Genomic DNA, 20,899 nt, shown 5'->3' on the forward strand with positions numbered 1-20,899 from the left:
GTCGTGGTGATGCCCTTCGTCGAGACCGTCGACGTGCCAACGAAGTTGTCGCTAGGGTGTCCGGGAACACGTCGCGGTCAGGAATGAGGGATCTTGGCACTGGTGGTTGGCGTCCACGGCATCGGCAACGAATATCGTGGGGAAGCGGTCATGCATTCGAATTGGTTCCCCGCCATGCTCGATGGCTTGCGACGAGCGGGGGCCGGTCTCGAGCCGGCCGACCTGATCTGCGCCTTCTACGGCGATGTGTTCCGGCCGGCCTCACGGACCTTGTCCAGCGAAGTACCTTGGTATGAGGCTGATGACGTCCGAGACGAGATCGAACTCGGCCTCTTGGAGACCTGGTGGGAACACGCGGCACGCCACGACACCGCACTCGTCGGCCCGGACGAGCGGACGCTGGCCCGTACGCCCAGGTCGGTCCAACGGGCCCTTGACGCGCTGAGCAATTCGAAATTCTTTGCCGGGATCGCGGAACGAGCGATGATCTTCTCGCTCAAGCAGGTCAGAAACTATTTCACCGATGAACACGTCCGAAAAGCCGCTATCGAGCGAGTCGCCGACGCGGTCGGCACGGACACCCGGGTTCTGGTCGGCCATTCGCTGGGATCCGTGGTCGCCTACGAAGCACTCTGTGCTCACCCTGAATGGCCGGTGCACACCCTGGTCACACTGGGATCGCCGCTCGGCATCCGGAACCTGGTCTTCGACCGATTGCGGCCGCCTGCAGACGAACACGGTCTGGGTCGATGGCCCGGGTCGGCGGCGGGATGGGCGAACATAGTCGATGACGGCGACATCTTGGCACTGCGCAAGGATTTGCGACCCCTCTTCGGTGATCGGGTCTCGACGACGGTCGTCCATTGCGGGGCTCGAGCCCATGACGCCACCCGGTACCTGACGAGCGAAGCCACCGGCCGCGCGATCGCGGCGGCCTTCCGTCATGTCTGACCGGCGGCCGCGGCGGATCCTGATCGCGACCGGAACCACCCGGCACCCGCATTGCCCCGACCTCGGTGACCGACCAGAGCTTTCGGGAGAGATCGACCGGATGGTGCGGTTGTTCACGGCACCCGAGTCCGGGCTCGGGTACCGGCAGGCCCCCGGTTTCACGGCGGATATGCGTTTCGCGGATCTCCGCGCGGGGATCAGGGAGGTCGTCACCTCGAAGGCGATGACGTCCGAAGACCACGTCGTCTTCTACTACACCGGGCATGGCCAAGTGGATGACAGCGGCGAGTTCCTGTTCCCGCTCGTCGACACCACAGAAGATCTGGTCGGCACCGGGTTGCTGGCCGGTGACCTGGCCAGGTGGCTTTGGGTCGGCAGCCGGGTACAGCGACTGCTCATCGTTCTCGACACCTGCCACGCAGGCAAGGCGGGCGCGGAAATGAGCAGGTTCGGCACCGCCGCGCTGGGCAGGCTTCGCGGACTGGCGAACCAGCCGGGTTTCGAGATCTTGACCGCGACGCGGCCGAGCGAAGAGGCGCTGGCAGGGACTTTCACCCAAGCGCTGGAGCGCGCCATCACGCACCGCGGCAGCGGTGGTCACGACGTGCCGTTCCTCAAACTGGACACGGTCGTCTCGATGATCAACTCGGACCCTGACAAGGCACCGTCGCAACATGCGCAACGGCTGGGTGCGGGAGAAAGCGAGAGCAAGTTCCTCCCCAACCCGCGGTTCAACACCTGGCTTCGCGGCCTCGACCTCCGCACACAGTTCGACTACGAACGGCGGCAGGAACGTGATCGGGATCTGAAGGACCATGTTCTCCCCAGGGCACAGGGGCTGGACCGTCCGCAGGCCGACAAATGGTTGTTCACCGGTCGCCACGAGGCACTCAAGGATCTCTGCGACTGGTTGCGGGATCTCGATCGCGATGGCCGCAGCCGAGTGGTCCATGGCGCACCCGGCTCCGGGAAATCGGCGCTGTTGTCCCGGCTGACAGTGCTCGCGCATCCCCAGCACCGGCAGAAGGTACCCCGGTTGGACCAGCTGCCTCCTGAGACCATTCCGCCGCGCAGGGGAATCGACACCTTCATCCACGCCCGTGGCCAGACCAGCGCTCAGGTCCTGGCCAAGCTTTGCCAGGACGCCGAGATCGAAGCGACCACGCCGGGCGACCTGCTCGCCGAACTCGCGGATCGGCAACGCCCGTTCGTCGCCGTGATCGACGCACTCGACGAAGCGACCGACGCCGACGAACTCGTGATGCGGGTACTTTCCCCGCTTCTCCGTGGTGCGCCTCGCAGCAGGCTGCGGTTGCTGCTCGGTACCCGTACGCCTCTCCTCGGCAAGCTCGGCGGACCGTTCGAAGCGCTCGATCTCGACTCCGAGCGCTACGCCGATCCGGAGAGTGTCACTACCTACGTGAAGAGGTGTCTCCTCGACCTGGTCCCGGATTCGCCGTACCCCGCCGCTCCGCCGCATGTGCTCGATGCGGTCGCGACAGCGGTGGGAACGGCAGCCGGACAGTCGTTTCTGGTGGCACTCATCACCGGACGAAGTCTCGCGCTCCGCGAGGACATCCCCAATCCCTACAGCGATCGGTGGAGAGCGGCGCTTCCCCGCTACGCGGCCGAGGCAATGCGCTTGGACCTCGACGGGCGACTCGGAGCCGAAGCGGAAAAGGCACGTGACCTGCTGGCGCCACTGGCCTACGCGCGGGGTAGCGGTTTGCCATGGGAAGACATCTGGGCCGCGCAAGCCACGGTATTGGCCGGGCGGAGCTACACGATGGCGGATATCGATTGGCTTGTCGATAAAGCCGGCTTCTATGTCATCGAGGCCGAGGAACGAGAGCGTTCGGTTTACCGGCTCTACCACGAAGCGCTGGCTGAGCATCTACGAGAAGACCGGGACGAGCGGGCCTCGCATCAGGCCATCTTCGAGTTCTGGATCGACCGTGCGACGACAGCGAACGGGAAGGTCGACTGGTGGCGAGCGCACACCTACGCGCTGCGCCATCTCGCGACCCACGCGGAGAAGGCAGGGACACTCGAAAACCTGCTGGCCGATCCGGTGTATCTGCTCAATGCCGAGCGCGCCCCCCTGCTGACGGCCTTGGCCGCCGACGACGACACCATGCGAAGTCCGGCGGCGCAGGCCTACAGCAGGACGCTCAAACATCTGTGGAACAAACCGGTCGGTGAGCACGCCTCGTACCTCGAACTGGCCGCGCACTGTCATCGCGCCACCGTTCTGGCGAAGAACATCGCGGCGGAATGGCCGGAACCACCTTGGCGTACCTTGTGGGCGCAGTGGGTGCGGCGCAGCCGAAACCTGACTGTCAAAGCACATCAGGCGCGAGTGACGTCGATCGCCGTAGGTGATCCCTACGGTCATCCGGTCGTCGTCAGCGGTTCTGAGGACGGCACGATCAAGATGTGGGATCTGGCCACCGGGGTTCCGGACAAACGAGCGATCGAAACGAACAGGGGCGCGGTCTACGCGGTGGTGCTCGGGGAGCTGGAGAGCAAGCCGATCCTGGTCAGCGGCGGCGACGATATGCAGGTGCACGTCTGGGACTACGGCAGCGGGATGCCCATCGGCGCGCCGCTGACCGGGCACATACACCAGATCCGGGCGATGGCGTTCGCCGAGGTCGACGGAGTGCCCACACTCGTCACGGGTTCGTTCGACCGAACGGTCCGGGCGTGGGACTTGTCGACCGGACAAGCGAGGGCCTGTTTCGAGGGGCACAAGGACAGCATCACGGCGGTTAAGATCTCTACCAGGCTGCGGCCACTCGCGATCAGCGGCGCACTCGACGGCATGATCCGGGTCTGGGACCTGCTCAGCGGCCAGGCGGGTTCTCGCAAGTGGAACCGGGGAATGTCGTCGGTCGTCGCGATGGACACCGTCGAGACCGCCGAGCGCCTGATCGTCGTGACGAGCAGCTCGGACGGCTCGATCGGCGCGTTCGATCTGATGACCGGTGAGGTGGTCGGCAGAATCATCGACAGCCGCAGCAACCCGGCCCGTGCCGTCGCCGCACGATACCTGGATGGGCGGCTCATCGTGGTCTGTGGCCACACCGACCGGAAGATCCGCACCTGGGACCTGAACACCGGCTCCGAGTTCGCCCACTCCTTCGCGGGCCACGAAAGCAGTATCCACGCGGTGGGTTTCGGCGGGCTCGACGGCCAGCCTCTGGCGATCAGTGGCGGCGACGACCGCACCGTCCGGGTACACGACCTGGCCGTCCACAACGGCGACAAATCTTTCGAAAGCAGCCATCTCCGGGGCCTCCGGTGCATCGCGATCGCCAGGGTCCGTAACCGGGTGGTCGTCGTGAGCGGTAGCGACGACGCGACGATCCGGTTGTGGGACGCCGAAACCGGGAAACCGTTCGGTGAGCCGCTCGAGGGGCATTCGGCCGAAGTACGCGCGATCGCGGTGGGCAGCGTCGCGGGCACGGCGATCCTGCTCAGCGGCAGTGAAGACGGCGTCATCCGCATCTGGGACCTGGAGACCGGCGAGGCGCGAAGGAGACAGTTGAACCACGGTCATCCGGTACGGGCGGTCGCCTGCACGATCGCCGACAAGCAGCTGGTGGCTGTCAGCGGTGGCAGCGACGGCTCGGTCGACGCGTGGAATCTCGAGACCGGTGCTCGGATGACCAGCCCACTCGTCGGCTATCTCTATCCGATCTTGGCCGTCTCGGTCGGACGGGCGACCGGCCGGGTCGAACGTCTCCCCATCGGTTCGGAAAGTGAACACGGTGTCCTGTGGGGCCCTGTCCGCGGTTCGTTCACCGAAGCGAAACCGGAATCGGCGGTGGCCGTATTCGCCAGGGTAGACGGCAGGAACGTCCTGGCCGCAGGTGGTCAGGACGGTGTTTTCCGCCTGTGGACGCTGGGGAACGGGAAAACGAGTATGTTCGGTCTGCGGGTGAGTACCGGGTTGAGCCTGATCGAGGAAAGATCCGGCAAGGAGAGCATAACCGCGATCGCCTACCACGCGCGCCGCGGCTTCGCCATCGCGCGCACATACTTTGTCGAAATCGAGGACCTGGACGGCAAATCTCGTACGGTCTACCTCGATGCCGAGATCAAGGCGCTGGCGTTCGCGGCGGCCGACAGGCTGATCGTCGGGACCAATCAAGGAATTCTCGCACTGCGGATCTGAGTTCAGCGAATCTTGCGCGCGGCCTTGGCTGCTTTGTCCCTGAATTTCTTCGGCACCTTTCGGTCCGCCTCGATCAATTCGAACCCGGCTCGCGCCTCCTTGGGGCTCAACGAGGTGAGTCGGTCCGCGGCCTCCAACCGGTCGGAGGCATCGAGTTTGGCGTTGCCGATTCGCTCGTTGTACGCCTTGATCTGCCGTGGCTTGCTGAGCTTCGCCAGCTTGTCCAGTTCGCGTGTGCTCGTGGGTGGCGCCGCTGAAGCGTTCGCCTGCTTGGACCGGAGCGCCATGGCTTCCCGGGGGCTGAACTGCCCCAGTTGTGTCAAGGCGGCCGACCGCTGTCTCTGTGTCGCTATCGGGGAGTCCACGATCCTTCGCACGGCCGCGATCGCCGCTGCCTTGTCGTAGCGTGCCAATAACCTGCTCAGCCGAATCCTCGTGTCGACGGGGAGCCGCAGGTCGTCCACCAGCAAGCCGTATGCCGCCTTCCCGTCGCCGCGATCGAGTTTGGTGAGTTCCGCGGCCGCCTTTTCCCTTGTCTCCAGCTGAGCGAAGCTGCGGATGATCGCCCAGAGCACGTCGATGCCTGCCTGCTGGTCGACCCCGGCCAGCGCGACCGCCGCCGCGAGACGGTGATGTCCGCCCCCGGTCTTGGCCAAGCGTGTTAGCACTGCCGCCGCGGCCGCCTTGTCGAATTCCACCAAGGCCAGCCCGGCACTTCGCCGTAGTGTCACGTCGTTCGCCTGATCATCGGCGAGTCCGGCCAGTAGACCGGCTGCGTGGTCCCGCTCTCGGCGGCCCACCGCTCGTGCCGCCGCGATCCGGCTGTGACCCAGTCGCGGATCGGCGATGAGATCCAGCAGCATCGGAAGTCCACTGTCCGGTCTGAGCCGGAAGTGGAGCTCGGCGGCCGTGCAGCGGATGGCGGCTTCGACAGTGCTGTCCGTCGCCAAGATGTCGAGTACGCGGACGGCTCGATCGTCATCGCCCAAGTGCTCGCACGCTTTGATCCGGATTTCCGGGTCAAGCCGGTCTTCGCCGGCAAGATGGGCGAAGAGCCCGGCTCCATTGTCCGGGAGGCGGGGCATGGCCACGACGGCCGCCGCCAACCGCACTTGTGGCTCGATGCCTTGATCCCGAGTGAGCTGAGACAGCTCCGCGGTGCCCAGGTCAGGATCGAAAGACATCAGTAACTGGGCTGCCTGTAGTCGTTGCGAGTCCCGGACGGCTGTGGCGATCTTCTCCTGCAGAAGAAGAATACCGTGCTCGCGATCGAAGGTGCTGACCACCTGGACGGCCTCGGGCCAGACGTCATCCGGGCCATTGCGCACGAGAAGCGTCAGCCAATGCATTCCTTGTGCGGCGTCCGCGTCATACAGCATCCTGGCGAAAATCAGCTTCTGCCAGGCGTTTATCCTGCGGTCTTTGCACTTGGAGAGCAGGCTCGAGACAGCCAGGGAAGGTGCGTGCTTCAGCAGGATATCGATCGCTTCGTAGGCACGCGCGTCCTCTGGCTGCAATCTCGCGAGCGTCTCGTACACTCGGATGGCGGCGCTTTTGTCCAACCGGCGGAGTATCGCTCCCGCTTCTCTCCGCTCGGTATGCACCGCGCGCACACTGGCGACTCGCTCGGAAAGCCGTTTGCTCAAGGTCTTGCGAACGGTGGGTGGAAGGGATATTCCCTGGCTGGGGAGATCGGCGACGAATCGATAGGCCGCGACCGGGTTCCGGCGTTTGAGCAGACGCAGCAGGGGTCTGGCGATGTTCTTCTCTTCAGCGGCCCAGATGCCGACAAGGAACGCCTTGACCGTGCCGAGGCCGCCCGACGTATCCAGGACTCGGCTTGCCTTGAGACGACTCGGATTCGGGTGCTGATCCGCGAGGCGGCAAGCCGTCAGGTAGTCACGGACCGTCTCGTCGGTGAAGACCACGCTGCCTGCCTGGCGATCGACCAGGAACTCGTTTTGAACGTCGGCTATCAGTCCGCTGCTGGTCAGAAGGTCGTGCACGAGGTGCGGCCACCGTCTCGTGGACAGGGCGTTCTGGTCGAAATCGTCGTTGGCCGGAACAGACAGACGACCCGGTTCTGGGCCCGCGCAGGCGAGTTCCTTGAGCACCTCGACGATGGGCTCGAGCAGGTACTCCCGTCCAGGCAGCCGGCGTTCGAGGAGTAGGCCGATGAACGCGCCGTAGAGTGCAGCTTTGTTCTGTGGCAAGGCCCGGCCCGGCTCCGCCGTGTACAGGACGGCGAACATGGTCGCGGGTAACGGCAGCGCGGCCAGCTCACTGGCCCCGGCTTCGGCGACGCGTTCGAGGAATCCTGTTGCCGAGGCCGCTCCGCGGGGTACGTCGAGCTCGCGCAGCCACTTCTCGGCCAGTGACAAGAGCTCTCCATCGCCGAGAGCACCGAGCGCGTACGTCGGATCTCGCCCGTCGCGGGAGATGACGTCCAGCTCGTGCCGGCTCAGCGAATCCGCCGCCAGAAGGAAAGCGTACTTGCCGTCGTCGCGCTCTCGCCGGATCCGCTGCAGCACCATGTTCGACCATTGGGGGTCGCGCACCTCCGAGAATCCGTCGACGAGGACGAACCATCGGCCGCCGTCGAAGGGTGGTTCCGCGAACAAGGCGGTCAGCGCGTCCAGGCTCAGATCGAGATCGGCACCGTCGGCCACCCCTTTGGCGAGAAGCTCGGGCACCGTGCCGTGGGTCGCCAGTGCCTTGGCCTTCACCGGAACGGGCACGAGGTCGCCTTCACCCTGGATTCGCTGACCTGCCAGCATGACCGTGAGTTGCCGGAGCATGCTGGATTTTCCCGCGCCCTTGCCGCCGACGAGCTGGGCGTCCGGATGGAGAATCAGGTGGTCCTGCTGGACCTCGGTGACCGAGGGATCCCGTCGGTCATCGGAGCGCAGCCGGATCTTCACGGCTGGTGCGGTCACCCCGAGCATGTCTCCGAGCAACGGTCTCGCGCCAGACCCCGCGATCGCTGTTTGATACTCAGCCAACCGAGACGCGCCGGGGCGTCGGCTTCGTAAAGCCTCACGCTGCTCGTCGTCGAGCAGTTCCAGCCATCGATGGGAAAAGCGCGGAGCAGGACAAAAGCCGGGGAAGCGCTGGAGCATATCGCTGATCGGCATTACCCTGGCGGTACCGTTCTCGTACCGCGCCACGCCGCATACGGCACCTGTTCGCTCGTTCACCACCGGTCCGCCGCTGAAGCCTGCTTCGATCCTCCCGTCCACCACGGTGAACTGGGAAGGCTCGGACAATCGGAGAGACGCGGTGAGGAGCTTCCTGGGATCGCCGACGGCGAAGCCGAAGACCTGAAGAGTGTCGCCGACAGCGACGTCGTCTGACAGCGCCGCGTACGGTTCCCTCTGCCGGTCAGAAGCACGCAGTAGCGCGAACTCCTCATCAGCGGGATCGCTGATGAGGTCGAAGTCGGCGGCTTGGGGCACGGTCCGCAGGAAGAGGTCGTCATCGACCAGGGGGAGTCCCTCCGCGATGACATCTCCACTGGTGAGAAGCAGGCCTGGGGCCACGAAGAATCCGGTGCCCCGTCCCGCACCGGACGGTGTCACGAGCGGCAGGCTGAGCAGCTCGACAGTGGCCCACGTCGAAGCAAGCACCTGCCACCTCCCCTGAAGGCGCACCATTATCGCAGGTTCGACGTCGAACTCCAGGCCGTGGCCAGAGCTGTTACCCAATGGCACGAACCGGCATGTGTGGGCTGACGATCACAGTCCCGGAACGAACCGCGCTGTCGAACATGCTCGACCGATGCTGACGCCCGCCTCGCACCCTGCGGTCGCCACGGAAGCCTAGGACGGTCCCGGCTCAGCCTGGCCCGTGTCCTCAGGGCGTGCCCGCCGTGGTCGTACACGGGCCAGTGGGCTGCCCAGTGGGCTGCCCACAAGCATCGAGGAAGGTGTTCTCCGCCGTCACCAGGTCAGTCCAGCCACAGGTGTGCGACCAACGGGTCCGCTCAACCACATTCACCGCGACATCGAAGCGCATTCCTGCTCGCCAGAAGGGGGCGACGGGCCGGACCGCTACAACTGAGCGCTTCAGTTGCCAGGGGAGATGATTGTTGGCAAGTTGCACTCAAGTTGCCCTGGACGTTCAGCCATTCAACGCTCCGGCACGCCGATCGACGGGATTGCCGTGGATGGAAGAATCCGATTTGTGGATGAAGTGGTCACGAAGATGCGAGCTGACTCCGACGTGGAGGTGGCGATCCGTGCTGTCAACGCCGCGTGCGAGGTGATCCGGCGTTCCTATGGAGGCGCCGTCAAGCGATTCGAGAAGGGCGACAAAGATTTCGCCACTGGCGTGGACCTCGCCGCGGAGCGCGTGATCCGGAAGGTCCTGAGGGAGGCGTACCCGCGCGATGTGATCCTCGGTGAAGAGTACGGCGCGAACACAGGGAACGGGTCGCGGACCTGGCTGGTCGACCCTCTGTGCGGCACCGTGAACTACGCCGCGCAGACGCCGCTGGTTGCGGTCAACATCGCCCTGCGCGCAGCACGCGACGTAATAGTGGCCGTGTCTGCGGACCCACTGTTCGGTGAGGTCTTCTGGACCAGTGGCTCCGGCGCATTCCTCCGCCGCGACGGCCGCGACGAGCCCCTGGTGCCTGGTGCGGGCGACCGCCTCGTGGATGTCAATCTCGATCCATCTTTCCCCAATGCCGTGTCGTTCCGCGCAGCACGGATGCTGGTGGACGGTGCCTTCACCGATGACTTCCGCCCCCGTGTGGTATCCACAACACTGGCTTTGGCCTGGGTCGCGGCCGGACGGCGGGCCGCCTACATCACCGACGGGCACTTGCGGGACAGCGTGCACTTCACCAGCGGCATCGCCCTATGCCAGGCAGCAGGCTGCGTGGTGACCAACCTCGCCGGGCAAGCAGTGCACACCGGCATCCAAGGACTGGTCGCGGCATCCGATCCCGAGACCCACCAAGGCTTGATCGACCTCGTGACACGCCACCGCAAAGACTGAGCGGCCCCTCATGCACGTTGACTGAGGCTCGGCCATAATCTCCGAGCAACAACACTGACGGCATCTGACCGTCACGCTGTACAACAGCCACGCTCAACAGGCCTACAGAGGAGCTCAGCCACTGCGGTGTGCTGCTTGCAGGCTATGTCTCCGCGTAGTGAACATGGCTCGATGAGCGGAATTTACCCGTCTAGGACAACAATGCGTCTTCCTGCGTCGCGTCGAGTGCCTTCAGGAGGCGCACGTATGACTCGTCCTCCCCGACGCCGGTTGTATCCAGCTGGATCACGCGCGGACGGCTGGTAAGACACTCATCAAGGTGACCGCGGATCCTGTCGGCCAGGTCAGAATCGGGACCTTCCAGCATCGCCTGGAGATGTGCCTCGACATCGTTGACTGGGCGTTTGCCACGCAGGCGTTGCCGATATGCGCGGTCGTCGATGACGAGAGCCACTTCGATGTAAGTAGCCCCAGCCCCGAGGGCCACTGCCTCGAAGGCCGGATCCGGATCCGGATCGCGGTCATGAACGGTCACCAGCTGCGGAAGTATCACGTCATATCCTTGGCGTAGGTGCCTCAAGGCTAGCTCCCGGCCGTGGTCCCGTGCCATCTCCAAGGCCGCGAAGAAGTTCTCCTTCCACCCGCCGATGAACCCCGCCAGTACATCCAGATCGAGCGCAAGGGTTCCCGGATGCTCGTTGGCATAGCGGCGGGCGAGAGTCGACTTTCCCACGCCAGAAGGACCATTGAGGTGGATCAGACGAGCCATAACGTCACCCTACGTCCAGTACCCGAGCCGTTTCAGACATCTCGTGTAGCCGCATGTCGCGCGCTCGGCCTCATCTACGGCTCCATGCAGCATCGTCAGCTATGCGGGTTCACCTGTGCGACCTCGACGCGAGAGAGCGCCCACTGCGGCTGAGTGTCACCCTGGCCGACTTAGGCCCAGTGACGACCCCCGACCACGGTGACAACTAGCGTGGTCAGTCAGTGACAACAACCGTGATCCGATGCGGACAAACCCGCAAGATCGCATCCGCGACCGGTGACAGGTATCGCGGTTCGTCACAGGTCACCGACGGCCGGTTCGCGTTGCCCCTGGGGTGCGATCTGTCGGTGGCCGGGGCGATCACGGGCTACTCGCATTGGTATGGGACGACCTCGCACGTCTGCACCGCGTGCCGGACCGCCGGTGGCCCCGAGGCGGGGGAGTGGATCACGATCAACCTGTCCGTGTCGGCGCAGCGGCGCCCGGACGAGGTCGACGGCCTGAAGATCACGCTCGTGATCGTGCCGCCGACGCGCCCGGCCGGGACCGGGCAGATCCAGGTGATCAATCAGGGCGAGACCTACGGCAAGCGCGGTGAGTCGGGACAGTCTGGCTGACCTAGCGTGTTCGGAAACGATCGCCTCCCGGACTAGGACCTCGTCGTGGCAGCCGGCGGGCGTTCCGCCATGTCGCGGTGTTCGGAAACCCGCACGTTTATTGGGAGGCTCGATCCAGGTTCACGAACGCGTTTCCGAGCGAATCGAGGCCGAGATGAGCACGGGGAAGCGGCTGCGACGCCGTGGCCGCCGAGATGGCCCGGCTCGGCGCGTTGCTCGCGGGTAAGGTTTTGACGCCCCGATCAGGTCGTGACGCTCCTGCGCGACGAGGTCCAGACAGGCCTGGCCGACGCCGTGCGGCGAGTCGAAGCCGACGTGAAGGTCGACGAGATCGAGTTCGGTCTGCAGCTAGGCCAGGCCTTGGTCAGCGGCGTTGCCACCATCGTCGGCGAGCAGGGGCGGTCAACTCCGTCATGCCACGGACTTGACGTCGTATGTCGCGTAGCGCGGTTGAGTATTGGCGTTCCTCGGCGGGCGGAAGGTCTGGGCGGCGCCGGTCGAGTGCGGCGGTGCGTTGCCGCCGGAGGCGGTGGTGGGCGTGCTGGGTGTGGTTGAGCAGGGCGCCTCTCCACCATTGAGGGTAGGGAATCCCGGCGCCGAAGCGTCCGCGGGCCAGCGTGATCTTGGTGGGGCATCCAGCTGTCAGGGTGAGCCCGACACGGCAGTGGCCGGCCACGGTGACGGCGAACTTGGCGACGCGTGACGGCCCGTTTTCCGACCACAGGGTGCCCTCGCCAAGGACGTGGCCGCTGTCGAGATCGATCAGCTTCCAGTCCACCGCGGTGTAGGTGGAACCGATGCGGTCTGGGCGCAGTCCGGCGACCCGGGGTACGCGCAGCCTGCCGGTGAACGTCGTCGTGGCCGGGTGCGCGTCGCCGTGGATCCATCGGTGCAGTGCAGTGCTACAGCGGGAGGCGGGGCGAGGCTGGAGCACTGCGAGGCATTTCTCGTCCTCGGCCAGCCACCACACCGTCCGGAGGGGCCGGGCCGTCGCGGCCGCGGACGGGGCGCTGACGAGGTGCTGCACCAGCGACGTCGTCATCACGCGGTAGATCGACCAGGAGAACAACCCCAGGGCCACCACGCTGGCCACTACCACCGCCCACACCGGCCAGCCCAGCCACACCACGCCACCCGCGGCCGCTGCGAACAGCATCGGCAACACGATCAGGCGCAGGTCCCATCCCGCGCTTCCTACGGATTCGTGCTCGGGCAAGAACCGCAGCCGCTGCAGCGTGGCCTCGTCGACCAGCGTCGGGGCGTCACCCTCGGGTGCGACGACCGCCTCGACGGTCGGAGCTTCCGGTGACCTAGTGCGGTGCTGACGTTCCCAGTGAAGGTCTTCGGTGAGCTGCCGATTGGTCGCCACCAGATCGCGCACGATCTCGACGACTGTCGAGTCACCGGACGTAGGAGAGTCGACGTCCGCGCGCTGCAGGGTACCGGTCTTCTTAGCCTCTTGGGCGCGCACGGCGTCGTCGTGTAACTGCTTCAAATCCGACAGCACGGTGCCCTGCAGAAGATTCGGTTCAGCCAGCTCGCAGCACTCAACGACTGTCTCGATCTCATGGAACAGCGGCAGCACAGGGCGACCCAGTTTCGTCGTCAGCGTCCGGCCGACCCGCTTGTTGTTGTCCTTGGCGAAGGTCTCGAACCGGGTGTATGAGCCGAAGACCTTCCGGATCAGCTCGCCGACGGTCGCGCACAGGACAGCGACTTCTCGCACATTGGTCATCGTCAACAGCTTCTGCAGGTCGTTCGGCGGCCGACCGCCCTGTGGCCCCTTCGTCGAGACAAGCGGCTGCTCACCCGGTTTCCGCGGAGTATCTGACATCGCCAAGCCCTCTCTGACCTGCGTTTACGACACTTCCGAGGTTATCGATGGTTCCGTGCCAGAGTCTGGCGCGGAAACCGGATCACCCGTGACGCTGCAGGAAGTGGGCACCAATGCCCGCGCATCGCCACTGTCCGCTACCGAATTTCCCCGGCGGACCACCCGGAAGGAACCTGCCATGTCACGCCGTCGTACCCGCCGCCCTCGCCCTGCCGGTTCCAGCACCGATCCCGACACCCTCACCGCCTTGCTCTTCCGGCTCCTCACCGGCACCGCCACGCCCCTGATCAAACTGTTGATCAGCATCACCATGCTGCTCGCGCTCGCAGCCGGCGGAATTACCCTTCTCGGCGCCACCGAACTCCACATCGGCCCCGTCAGCATCGTCACCGCGCCTGACGCCGAACCACGCCTAAGTCGGTGAAACTGACTGATCCGCAGGTTCGGAAAATGACCGGTTTCTGGCCTGTGCTGCCGGTCGATCGGATGGCGCATCCTGGCAATCAGCGTGTGGTCATCGGTTGGCGACGCAGGCGGCAGAGATCGCCGTATCCCAGACCGCCGACCGCCGTCGCGCCGCCGGCGACCTGGAGGATCGTGTTCGCGAACAGCCGGTGCAGCAAGGGGGCGGCCCAGCCGTCTCCGATACCTGGCTGCCGGTCGGGCCGCACCCCCGACCTACGCCGACGGCGAGGCACTCATCACGGCCCTGCGCTCCGCCTGGCACTGGACCAGAGACACCGGGCGGCCCGAAGCCACCGGCGGAGATCCGGGCATAGCTCCCTATCTTGTGTGGTTCCGCAGTTGGAGCCAGCCAGTCAGTGTTGGCGGGCCTGTTGGGCTGCTGGTCGCAGGTTTCGACGTGCCGGTTGGTTGCGGCGAGGTGCTCCACAGCGTGTTCTGCCGTTGGAAGTCCGAGGTCAGCGTGAGCGAACCGGTGCCGACGTTGATGTTGACGAGTCCGCCGTACTGCTCCAGTACGCGTTCGGCTGAGGCATCAGGAGGTATGCCGTCCGCGCGAGCCGCGTCGACTGCGGCGGCAAGGTCGGCGAATCGCATCGAGACCTCCGCCGCCGGGATCTGACTGTGCCGCAGCTGGGAGCTGGTGGGCGAGGTTCGTGCACCGCCCTGGTCGTGAGCGGGGAAGACACCGCTGGCGCCGAGAAAGCCGATCACCACGGGACCTGCGCTGAAGGCGATGGCGAGTGCGAGCACGATCGCGGCGATTGCCAAAGCCGTCAAGTGTGTCAGCTGCATCGGCACGTACCGGAAGGGGCCGGCCGGCTCGGTCTCGGTCGACTGCGTGACGGTCTCCTCCACGGGCTGTACTGGCGCAGGGCGCGGCGCCGTATCTGGCTGAGCCGAGACCGTCCTCTCGAGCCGGTCGTCGACGTCCGCGGTGTCGGCTGGCGGCGTCGTTACCGCCGGACCGGGCAGGAGAAGAGGCAGCCCGGCGCGGCGGCGCTCCCGCAGCAGCAGCCACTGGAGCAGGATCACCTCGATCTGACGACGAGGCGTTCGGCATGCCTCCAAGCAGGCCAGCAACTGATCGTGGGTGCGCGGCAGCGCCTCCCGCACCGGATTGCTCAAGTGGTACACCTGGCTGCGATGGATGTGCGTTCTGACCGCGATCTGCCCTGGCCCGAGCCCGGCACGCGTCATCATCAGTTTCAGCGCACCCGCGACATCACCCGGCGTTCTGATGCTCAACTCGTCGAACTCCAGCGAACCGCCTGATGACGGCCGCTCCGCGCTCGCGGCAGTGATCGCCGTGGACAGCAAGCGCCGCAATCGCGGGTCGTCGCAGTCGAAGTCCGTCTTGGACGCGATCTTGACGATGGTTCCGACCAGCGTGACTGTCTGCTCCGGAGCATCGGCCAGCCAGAACAGGCGAGGGTCGGTACGTGCGAAACGGCCCATCTCCTCGGCGGTCTCGCACGAAGGACGAGGAGCTTGGGTGTAACGGGCGGATGGACTCTGCCGTCCTACCGTCGTGTTCATGACTGCTGTCCCAGCGCGCGAGCGACCCGAGTGATCCCGCGTGGCACGTAGGCCAGCCCACTGCCGACAGTGACGCTACCACTAGAGATCAGCAGCGCGACGTGGCAGCCGAATCCGCGGCTGATCATCCACCCGGTGAAGGTAAGAACGATGCCGGACAGCAGGACCTGTGGCATCGTGATGGCCTCGGCCGGCGGCATCGGGTGCCCGCAAGCCGGATCTACGGAAGATGGTGTCTTGGGCATGTGACTCTCCCTGACGGGGGAAAGGAGCCGCTCGGTGTGCACGAGCGGCGTGGGCGTACTGCGGTCCGGCCGGAGACTCGTAGCCCGTCCTTCGACACGGAATTGGCCTTCCGTTGACAAGGACGTCCTCCGCCTCGAGACGCACCGGCGAAGACAAGAGCAATCGTAGAACTGCCAAGGGAACGTACGGGAGCGAATTCCGGTTCAAATCCGCAGATGGCGAGAACCCACAGAATTATCTCAGGAACACCCTCCGGTGTCACAGGATTCTTTCAGGTTGGACATTTTCGTTTCTCAGAAATATCTCAGGTGTCGAAATCCAATGAGACGCGACTCGGCTGAACCGGTAGAGGGGTAGCAAATGTCCTGCTGGGCGGCGTCTTTCCGGGTTTTCCCAGGTGGAACATAGTTTTAGACAGCGGCGAAGTGTCGAAAATCGCAACACTGGACGCTTCGGGGTCAGGTATCGTAGGTGTTGTCGATCTAGTAAATATGGATACTCCCCCTGGCGCGGGCAAGGTTCGGCCGGAGCACGGGGGCGATGATCATCGTTGGCCCGGTGATCATCAACGGAAGCCCCGGAGAGTTGATCTCCGGGGCTTCGCTGTATCTGTGGAACTTTGAGTGTCGAAGATGTGGCTGGCGAAGCGGCCAATCCGATTTTCCGGATTAATTCACCAGGTGGGTCTTCCGGTAGAAACCTTTTTCCTGGCGCTCTGCTGGAGCGTGCACAGGAACTTCAAGATCTTTTCGCGGGGCCACGAGGGCCACTGGTGACCAAGCCGCTGACCTGTATCTTGGACTCGTCTCATTGAGGACCGACTCGGCCGACGGCGCGGACCCGTTCGGTGCTCAGCTCGCGCTCGCCGACCGACACGAACCCGCGCAGGTAGTCGGCGACCCGGCTCGTCCCGAAAACGATCAGTGACGGCGAGTTCATAGTTGTAGCGGGTCGTGTGAGGACGGTTCGCTGCGCGCAGGCCGCGGTCCCACTCCTCGACGTAGGAGCGCCACACGTCATCCTTGGGCCGTGGTAAACCCTGTTTGGTCAAATTCGTGGTCATGAGGAGAGCCCTCCAGTCAAGGTGTCACCGAGCGCTGTGCTAGACCAGAACGACACCTCTGACCACATGAAAAAGCGGGCCCCCGCAGCTGGTGAGCTGCGGAAACCCGCTTCGTCCGTCGGGCTGACAGGATTCGAACCTGCGACCCCTTGACCCCCAGGAGTATGGGGCAGTCCTGACCTGCAAAAACAGTGACCTAGGTTGACTCTGGAAGGTCGTCAGTTGCGGTTTCTTCTGGTGTTGCTGGTGTGTTGGTCCACAGCTGGTCCACGGGCACTCCTGCCAGAGTTAAGGCTTTGGCGGTCTTGGAACAGGAGGGATGTTTGGAACCCTGGCCGATGGCGACCTCCCGATAGCGATTGGTTCGGCGGAAGTCGAGGCCTCGGGCTCTCCTAGCACCCTCGCCCTGGCGTCCATGTGCCGCTGCGCGACACCGATGAACAGGCAGTCGATGACGGTCAGCTGCGCGATGCGACTGGCGGTCGCACCGGAACGGAACGTCGTCTCCCGCGCGGCCGTGGTCAGCACGTGGTCGGCGACCTCGGTGATCGGCGAACGCGGGAAGTTCGTCACGGCGACGGTGATCGCGCCGTGCTCACGGGCCACCCGCAGCGCCTCGACGGTGTCCGTGGTCGCGCCCGTGTGGGAGATGCCGATCGCGACGTCTCCGGGGCTCAGCACGGCGGCCGAGGTCAGCATGATGTGCGTGTCCGACCAGGCGAAGCTCACCCGCCCGATGCGGTGCAGCTTCTGCTGGAGATCCGCGGCCACGAACGCGCTCGCGCCCACGCCGTAGACGTCCACGCGGCCCGCGCCGGCCACGATGTCGATCACGCGCTGTAGCGACGGGACGTCGAGCTGGTCGGCGGTCACCTCGACGGTGCGGGCGTCCGCGAAGCTGACCTTGCCGATCACCGCGGCCAGGTCGTCCTCCGGCCCGATCTCGCCACCGAGGTTGCGGCTCGACCGCGCCTCGGAGCGAGCGGTGTCAGCCGCCAGAGCGATCCTGAGCTGCGGATATCCACCGACGCCGACCGCCTTGCAGAACCGCGTGACGGTGGTTTCGCTGGTGTTGGCCGCGAGCGCGACCTCGGTGATGCTGCGCCGCGCGACCTGCGCGGGGTCGTCGAGGACGACCTTCGCGACACGCTGCTCGGCCCGGGCAAGCTCGGGCAGGAGACTGCGAATCCATGAGAGTAACGACGCGCTCGGATGCTCATGTTCTGAAGGAGCCGGGACTGTCGCCTCAGCAGTTGGACGTTGCTCGTCCACGGCGACAATCTGATCGGAGGTTACGTCTGGTGCGATGCTTGATTGGTCTGGCTTGTTCTGACCTGTTCTCGCGAAAAGGAAACCGGCGCCCGTCATGCCTGCGATCGAGACTACGACTGGCGGTGTTTTGCGCCCGAGCTTTTTGTCTAGGACGATCCTTAGGCGAGCGGCTGATATCTGCGCGTCAGTAATGTACATTTGTCAACCCAAGTCGCCATCGATTTGAGCGCTCAAGACGGATTCAAGTAGTCTGCCGTGAAAGACGTCTAAAAGAAGGCAATCATCATGTTCAGCGAGGTCGGACTTTGCGAGGGTTACAAGCAGTTCAAGTCCAGCAGCTTGTCGCGATTCGGAGTCGTCGAGGGCTAACGTCGCCGCCCATGTGAAGCGCCGCCACCACTCCTCTCGGCGATGGTGATTTATCGCGCGATTGGCGCCGCCGACGGTCATTCGCACACCGAGCCATGAAGCCGTGGCAACGACTAGCCCTACAAGGGCAGTGGTGCCTGCTTGTATCCACGGGTTCATACGGTTCCAGCCTGGGTTGTTGGCGCGAGCAGCTGCCAATCGGACAGCGTGCTGGTTGAGTCGCGTGTGTCCAGGCGACCGTTACGCGACACCAGCGCGATATCCGACTGTTGAGATGTCGGTGGGGCTCGACGTCGGCCCGCGTGATGAGATTCGAAGGTCGTGGAACCTAAGACCTCCTCTCAGGCAGTCTCCGTTAAAGCACGAGTTCGCCGTGTTCGAGGTAGAAGGTTGTCTGCTTTTTGTGCGCTTCGTATGCGCGAGAAAGCCGACGGGTTAAGCGGGGAATCAAGTACTCGGAAAGTTGTTGAACTGCGACCCACTCCCAATGGTCCAGTTCCTTGCCGTCGAGCGCAATTCGTTGCTCGTCGTCTCCAAGGCGGCCGCAAGCGAAGACGTAGAGCAGTTTATCCCCCTCCTTTTCGTTGGGCGCCCAGTCTTGGACGAGAAGGCGAACCGGTGTGCGGTCGATCGCGAGCTCCTCGCGCAACTCTCGCCGGCACGCCGCAGCAGGCGACTCTCCCCGGTCGACGTAGCCACCCGGGATATCCCAGCGGTTGCCGTACGTCTTGCGGACGAGCAGCACTCGATCGCCGTCAACGAACAACGCCCCGGAGGCGACCCGGGGCGTTGCGAACTTCTCAGATGGATCGGTCACGTCTCCTACCCTACGACGTGCATCCTCCGCGCAAGTTGGTCCAGTTCGAAGGCGGGCTTACCGTGCGTGTTGCGGACCCAGTTCAGGACCAGTTGCCTGCTCAGGTAGTGGTGCCGTACCTGGTCGGGCGCCATTCGCTCGGCGTCGAGCACTGTGGCGACTGCGGCCTCGCTCCGCCCGGAGGTGTTGTATGCCCGCGCGACGTCGAGGAGGTGGCGGACCCGTCGTTCAACGGGAAGGGGGCTTGTATCAAGACCGGGGCCGAGGTCAAGGGCGATTTGTACGTCGCCCAGCTCCATCGCGGTGTTGACCCGGTGGATCGCCACGTTTGTCGGCCCGAACGCCGTCCACAGGTGGTTGCCGTCGACGCCCAGCCGATGGGCGGCGTCCTCAGCTTCGGCAAGGTACGAACGGGTCGTCGAGCGGTCGTCCGATCGCGACGCTGCCATCGAGCCAGCGAGAAATAACATGCCATACGCCGACAGCAGATCGCCTCCGCCTTCGCCGAGGTGAGGTTGGAGATATGCGGCGCCGGCTTCGGTGAGGCTCATCGCTGGCTCGTGTCGACCTGTCGAAAGCAGCGCGAACGCAACAGAACGGAAGAGGGAGCCGGTGATCGCGGGGTTGCCTGTTTCTTGTGCAGCGGCGAGACCGCGCTCGGCAGCCATCCAAGCGAGGTCGGCTTCGCCCAGCTTCGTGAGTACCGACGCCGATACCTGGTAGCTCAAGGCGAGTAGCTCATGCGCACGGACCCCGTCTTCGCCGTCGTATTGGTGCGCGGCGAGTAGTGCGTCGGCGAGCAGCAGCGGCGACCGACCGGCCGCGAAACCGAAACGCGAGTTTTGGTACGCGTCAAAGACGGTCCGGAGCTCGTCCGCGAGCTCGTTCAAGTTCGGAGGCTCCGCGTCCGACGTGGGCGCACTGAGAATCGGGGTCAGCTGTCGGTAGTCCATCAAGGCGGCCCGAAGGGCAGGGACGGTCGAAGTGCCACTGTCCGGTGTCCAGTCCAGCAGCGTGGGTTCACCGATCAAGTCGCCCAATGCGACGTCGAGGGCATCGGCCAATCTGCGAATGACAGACAGTCGATCGAGCTCGGCGCGATTGTTCTCGGCCTTTCGCAACCACTCGCCAGTGCGCCCAACGAGGCCTGCCAACGCCTCCTGGGATATGCCGCGGCGGCGGCGATACCAGGCGACACGCTCGCCAACGGTCAGGTTCTCGCTCATTCCTCGCATGAACTCCACCCTCCCTGCTCGCAAGAAACGTACCGGGAAAGTTTTTCCCGGGGGGACCGACAAACCGGCCCCAGGCTGCCCTTATGCGAAACCAGCGACGTCAGGTGGCCCCAGCGGCCACCGTACGCAGCGTGACGCTCGATGCTTGGAGCGACGCCAGCGAAACGAGTTCACGACTCATTGACGCGAGCTTCGAGCTGTGCAAGGCGCTCCTTGACTCCGGCAAGCTCAGCGCGGAGTGCATCGACCTGGTCGGCGATTCCCGCCGACGGCGGAAGACTTGCCGGAGCGTCGTCTGCGCGTTCGCTGACGAACGATCCTTTTCCTTGGCGCGACACGATGACGCCGCCTGCGCGCAACAACTCGAGGGATCGCTTGATCGTCTCGACGCCGACCTCGTATTGCTCTGCGAGGGCGCGCATGCTCGGCAGCTGGTCACCAGGCTTCAGGTCGCCCAATTGGATCTGATCACGGACCAGGGTTGCGATCCGGAGGTAAGCCGGGCGGGGGTCGCTGAGGTCGTAGCCGTCCATGGGCCTGAGTC

Annotated in this window: 15 protein-coding genes; 5 read left to right on the top strand and 10 right to left on the bottom strand. The window is 64.8% G+C overall.

Features of this window, described 5'->3' with window-relative positions:
• The first annotated feature begins 93 nt into the window (after positions 1-93).
• On the top strand, positions 94-951 hold the full coding sequence (locus ACFWMR_RS07270) for an alpha/beta fold hydrolase (protein ID WP_378377741.1): 858 nt from the start codon (positions 94-96) through the stop codon (positions 949-951).
• Entirely contained in the window at positions 944-5,131 is a 4,188-nt protein-coding gene (locus ACFWMR_RS07275; protein ID WP_378377742.1) for an AAA family ATPase, read from the top strand. The genes ACFWMR_RS07270 and ACFWMR_RS07275 overlap by 8 nt, the downstream gene beginning before the upstream one ends.
• A 2-nt stretch (positions 5,132-5,133) precedes the next feature.
• Here ACFWMR_RS07275 and ACFWMR_RS07280 read toward each other — a convergent pair whose 3' ends face one another.
• Positions 5,134-8,757, bottom strand: a complete 3,624-nt coding sequence (locus ACFWMR_RS07280) for a trypsin-like peptidase domain-containing protein (protein ID WP_378377743.1) — start codon at positions 8,755-8,757, stop codon at positions 5,134-5,136.
• Between the two features lie 556 nt (positions 8,758-9,313).
• Between ACFWMR_RS07280 and ACFWMR_RS07285 the strand changes: the two genes are divergently transcribed.
• Entirely contained in the window at positions 9,314-10,132 is an 819-nt protein-coding gene (locus tag ACFWMR_RS07285) for an inositol monophosphatase family protein (protein ID WP_378377744.1), read from the top strand.
• Positions 10,133-10,322: 190 nt separating this feature from the next.
• On the opposite strand, the gene ACFWMR_RS07290 is transcribed toward ACFWMR_RS07285, so the two are convergent.
• Positions 10,323-10,901: an AAA family ATPase gene (locus ACFWMR_RS07290; protein WP_378377745.1), complete on the bottom strand. Its 579-nt coding sequence runs from the start codon at positions 10,899-10,901 to the stop codon at positions 10,323-10,325.
• Positions 10,902-11,122: 221 nt separating this feature from the next.
• On the opposite strand from ACFWMR_RS07290, the gene ACFWMR_RS07295 reads away from it, so the two are divergent.
• Positions 11,123-11,518 carry a hypothetical protein gene (locus ACFWMR_RS07295; RefSeq protein WP_378377746.1) on the top strand — a complete coding sequence of 132 codons (396 nt, stop codon included), beginning with the start codon at positions 11,123-11,125 and terminating at the stop codon, positions 11,516-11,518.
• A 364-nt stretch (positions 11,519-11,882) separates the two neighbouring features.
• Here the strand turns inward: ACFWMR_RS07295 and ACFWMR_RS07300 are convergent, their stop codons facing one another.
• Positions 11,883-13,253, bottom strand: coding sequence for a hypothetical protein (locus ACFWMR_RS07300; protein WP_378377747.1), 1,371 nt, complete (start codon positions 13,251-13,253; stop codon positions 11,883-11,885).
• Positions 13,254-13,440: 187 nt separating this feature from the next.
• Here ACFWMR_RS07300 and ACFWMR_RS07305 point away from each other — a divergent pair, with 187 nt between their 5' ends.
• Complete coding sequence (locus ACFWMR_RS07305; protein ID WP_378377748.1) at positions 13,441-13,776, top strand: hypothetical protein; 336 nt, start codon at positions 13,441-13,443, stop codon at positions 13,774-13,776.
• Positions 13,777-14,135: 359 nt separating this feature from the next.
• Here ACFWMR_RS07305 and ACFWMR_RS07310 read toward each other — a convergent pair whose 3' ends face one another.
• From ACFWMR_RS07310 to ACFWMR_RS07340, 7 genes are all read right to left on the bottom strand, one after another.
• Positions 14,136-15,272 (bottom strand): hypothetical protein, encoded by a 1,137-nt coding sequence (locus ACFWMR_RS07310; protein WP_378377749.1) that lies wholly within the window; start codon positions 15,270-15,272, stop codon positions 14,136-14,138.
• A gap of 77 nt (positions 15,273-15,349) precedes the next feature.
• Positions 15,350-15,598 (bottom strand): hypothetical protein, encoded by a 249-nt coding sequence (locus ACFWMR_RS07315; protein WP_378377750.1) that lies wholly within the window; start codon positions 15,596-15,598, stop codon positions 15,350-15,352.
• 808 nt (positions 15,599-16,406) lie between these two features.
• Positions 16,407-16,538 carry a hypothetical protein gene (locus ACFWMR_RS07320; protein WP_378377751.1) on the bottom strand — a complete coding sequence of 44 codons (132 nt, stop codon included), beginning with the start codon at positions 16,536-16,538 and terminating at the stop codon, positions 16,407-16,409.
• A 412-nt stretch (positions 16,539-16,950) separates the two neighbouring features.
• Positions 16,951-17,934 (bottom strand): MurR/RpiR family transcriptional regulator, encoded by a 984-nt coding sequence (locus tag ACFWMR_RS07325; RefSeq protein ID WP_378377752.1) that lies wholly within the window; start codon positions 17,932-17,934, stop codon positions 16,951-16,953.
• 724 nt (positions 17,935-18,658) lie between these two features.
• On the bottom strand, positions 18,659-19,120 hold the full coding sequence (locus ACFWMR_RS07330) for an NUDIX domain-containing protein (RefSeq protein WP_378377753.1): 462 nt from the start codon (positions 19,118-19,120) through the stop codon (positions 18,659-18,661).
• Between the two features lie 5 nt (positions 19,121-19,125).
• The gene (locus tag ACFWMR_RS07335; RefSeq protein WP_378377754.1) at positions 19,126-20,346 is read right to left on the bottom strand and encodes a helix-turn-helix domain-containing protein; all 1,221 of its coding nucleotides are present in this window, start codon (positions 20,344-20,346) and stop codon (positions 19,126-19,128) included.
• Positions 20,347-20,525: 179 nt separating this feature from the next.
• Positions 20,526-20,888, bottom strand: coding sequence for a GntR family transcriptional regulator (locus tag ACFWMR_RS07340; protein WP_378377755.1), 363 nt, complete (start codon positions 20,886-20,888; stop codon positions 20,526-20,528).
• Between the last annotated feature and the right edge of the window lie 11 nt (positions 20,889-20,899).

Origin of the sequence: Amycolatopsis thailandensis, assembly GCF_042723255.1 — a bacterium.
Taxonomy (GTDB): domain Bacteria; phylum Actinomycetota; class Actinomycetes; order Mycobacteriales; family Pseudonocardiaceae; genus Amycolatopsis; species Amycolatopsis thailandensis.

Excerpts from the sequence above, each read along its gene's own strand:
- ACFWMR_RS07315 (WP_378377750.1), bottom strand. The coding sequence starts at position 15,598 with ATGCCCAAGACACCATCTTCCGTAGATCCGGCTTGCGGGCACCCGATG.
- ACFWMR_RS07300 (WP_378377747.1), bottom strand. The coding sequence starts at position 13,253 with ATGACCAATGTGCGAGAAGTCGCTGTCCTGTGCGCGACCGTCGGCGAG.
- ACFWMR_RS07335 (WP_378377754.1), bottom strand. The coding sequence starts at position 20,346 with ATGAGCGAGAACCTGACCGTTGGCGAGCGTGTCGCCTGGTATCGCCGC.
- ACFWMR_RS07310 (WP_378377749.1), bottom strand. The coding sequence starts at position 15,272 with ATGGGCCGTTTCGCACGTACCGACCCTCGCCTGTTCTGGCTGGCCGAT.
- ACFWMR_RS07290 (WP_378377745.1), bottom strand. The coding sequence starts at position 10,901 with ATGGCTCGTCTGATCCACCTCAATGGTCCTTCTGGCGTGGGAAAGTCG.
- ACFWMR_RS07340 (WP_378377755.1), bottom strand. The coding sequence starts at position 20,888 with ATGGACGGCTACGACCTCAGCGACCCCCGCCCGGCTTACCTCCGGATC.
- ACFWMR_RS07320 (WP_378377751.1), bottom strand. The coding sequence starts at position 16,538 with ATGAACTCGCCGTCACTGATCGTTTTCGGGACGAGCCGGGTCGCCGAC.
- ACFWMR_RS07275 (WP_378377742.1), top strand. The coding sequence starts at position 944 with ATGTCTGACCGGCGGCCGCGGCGGATCCTGATCGCGACCGGAACCACC.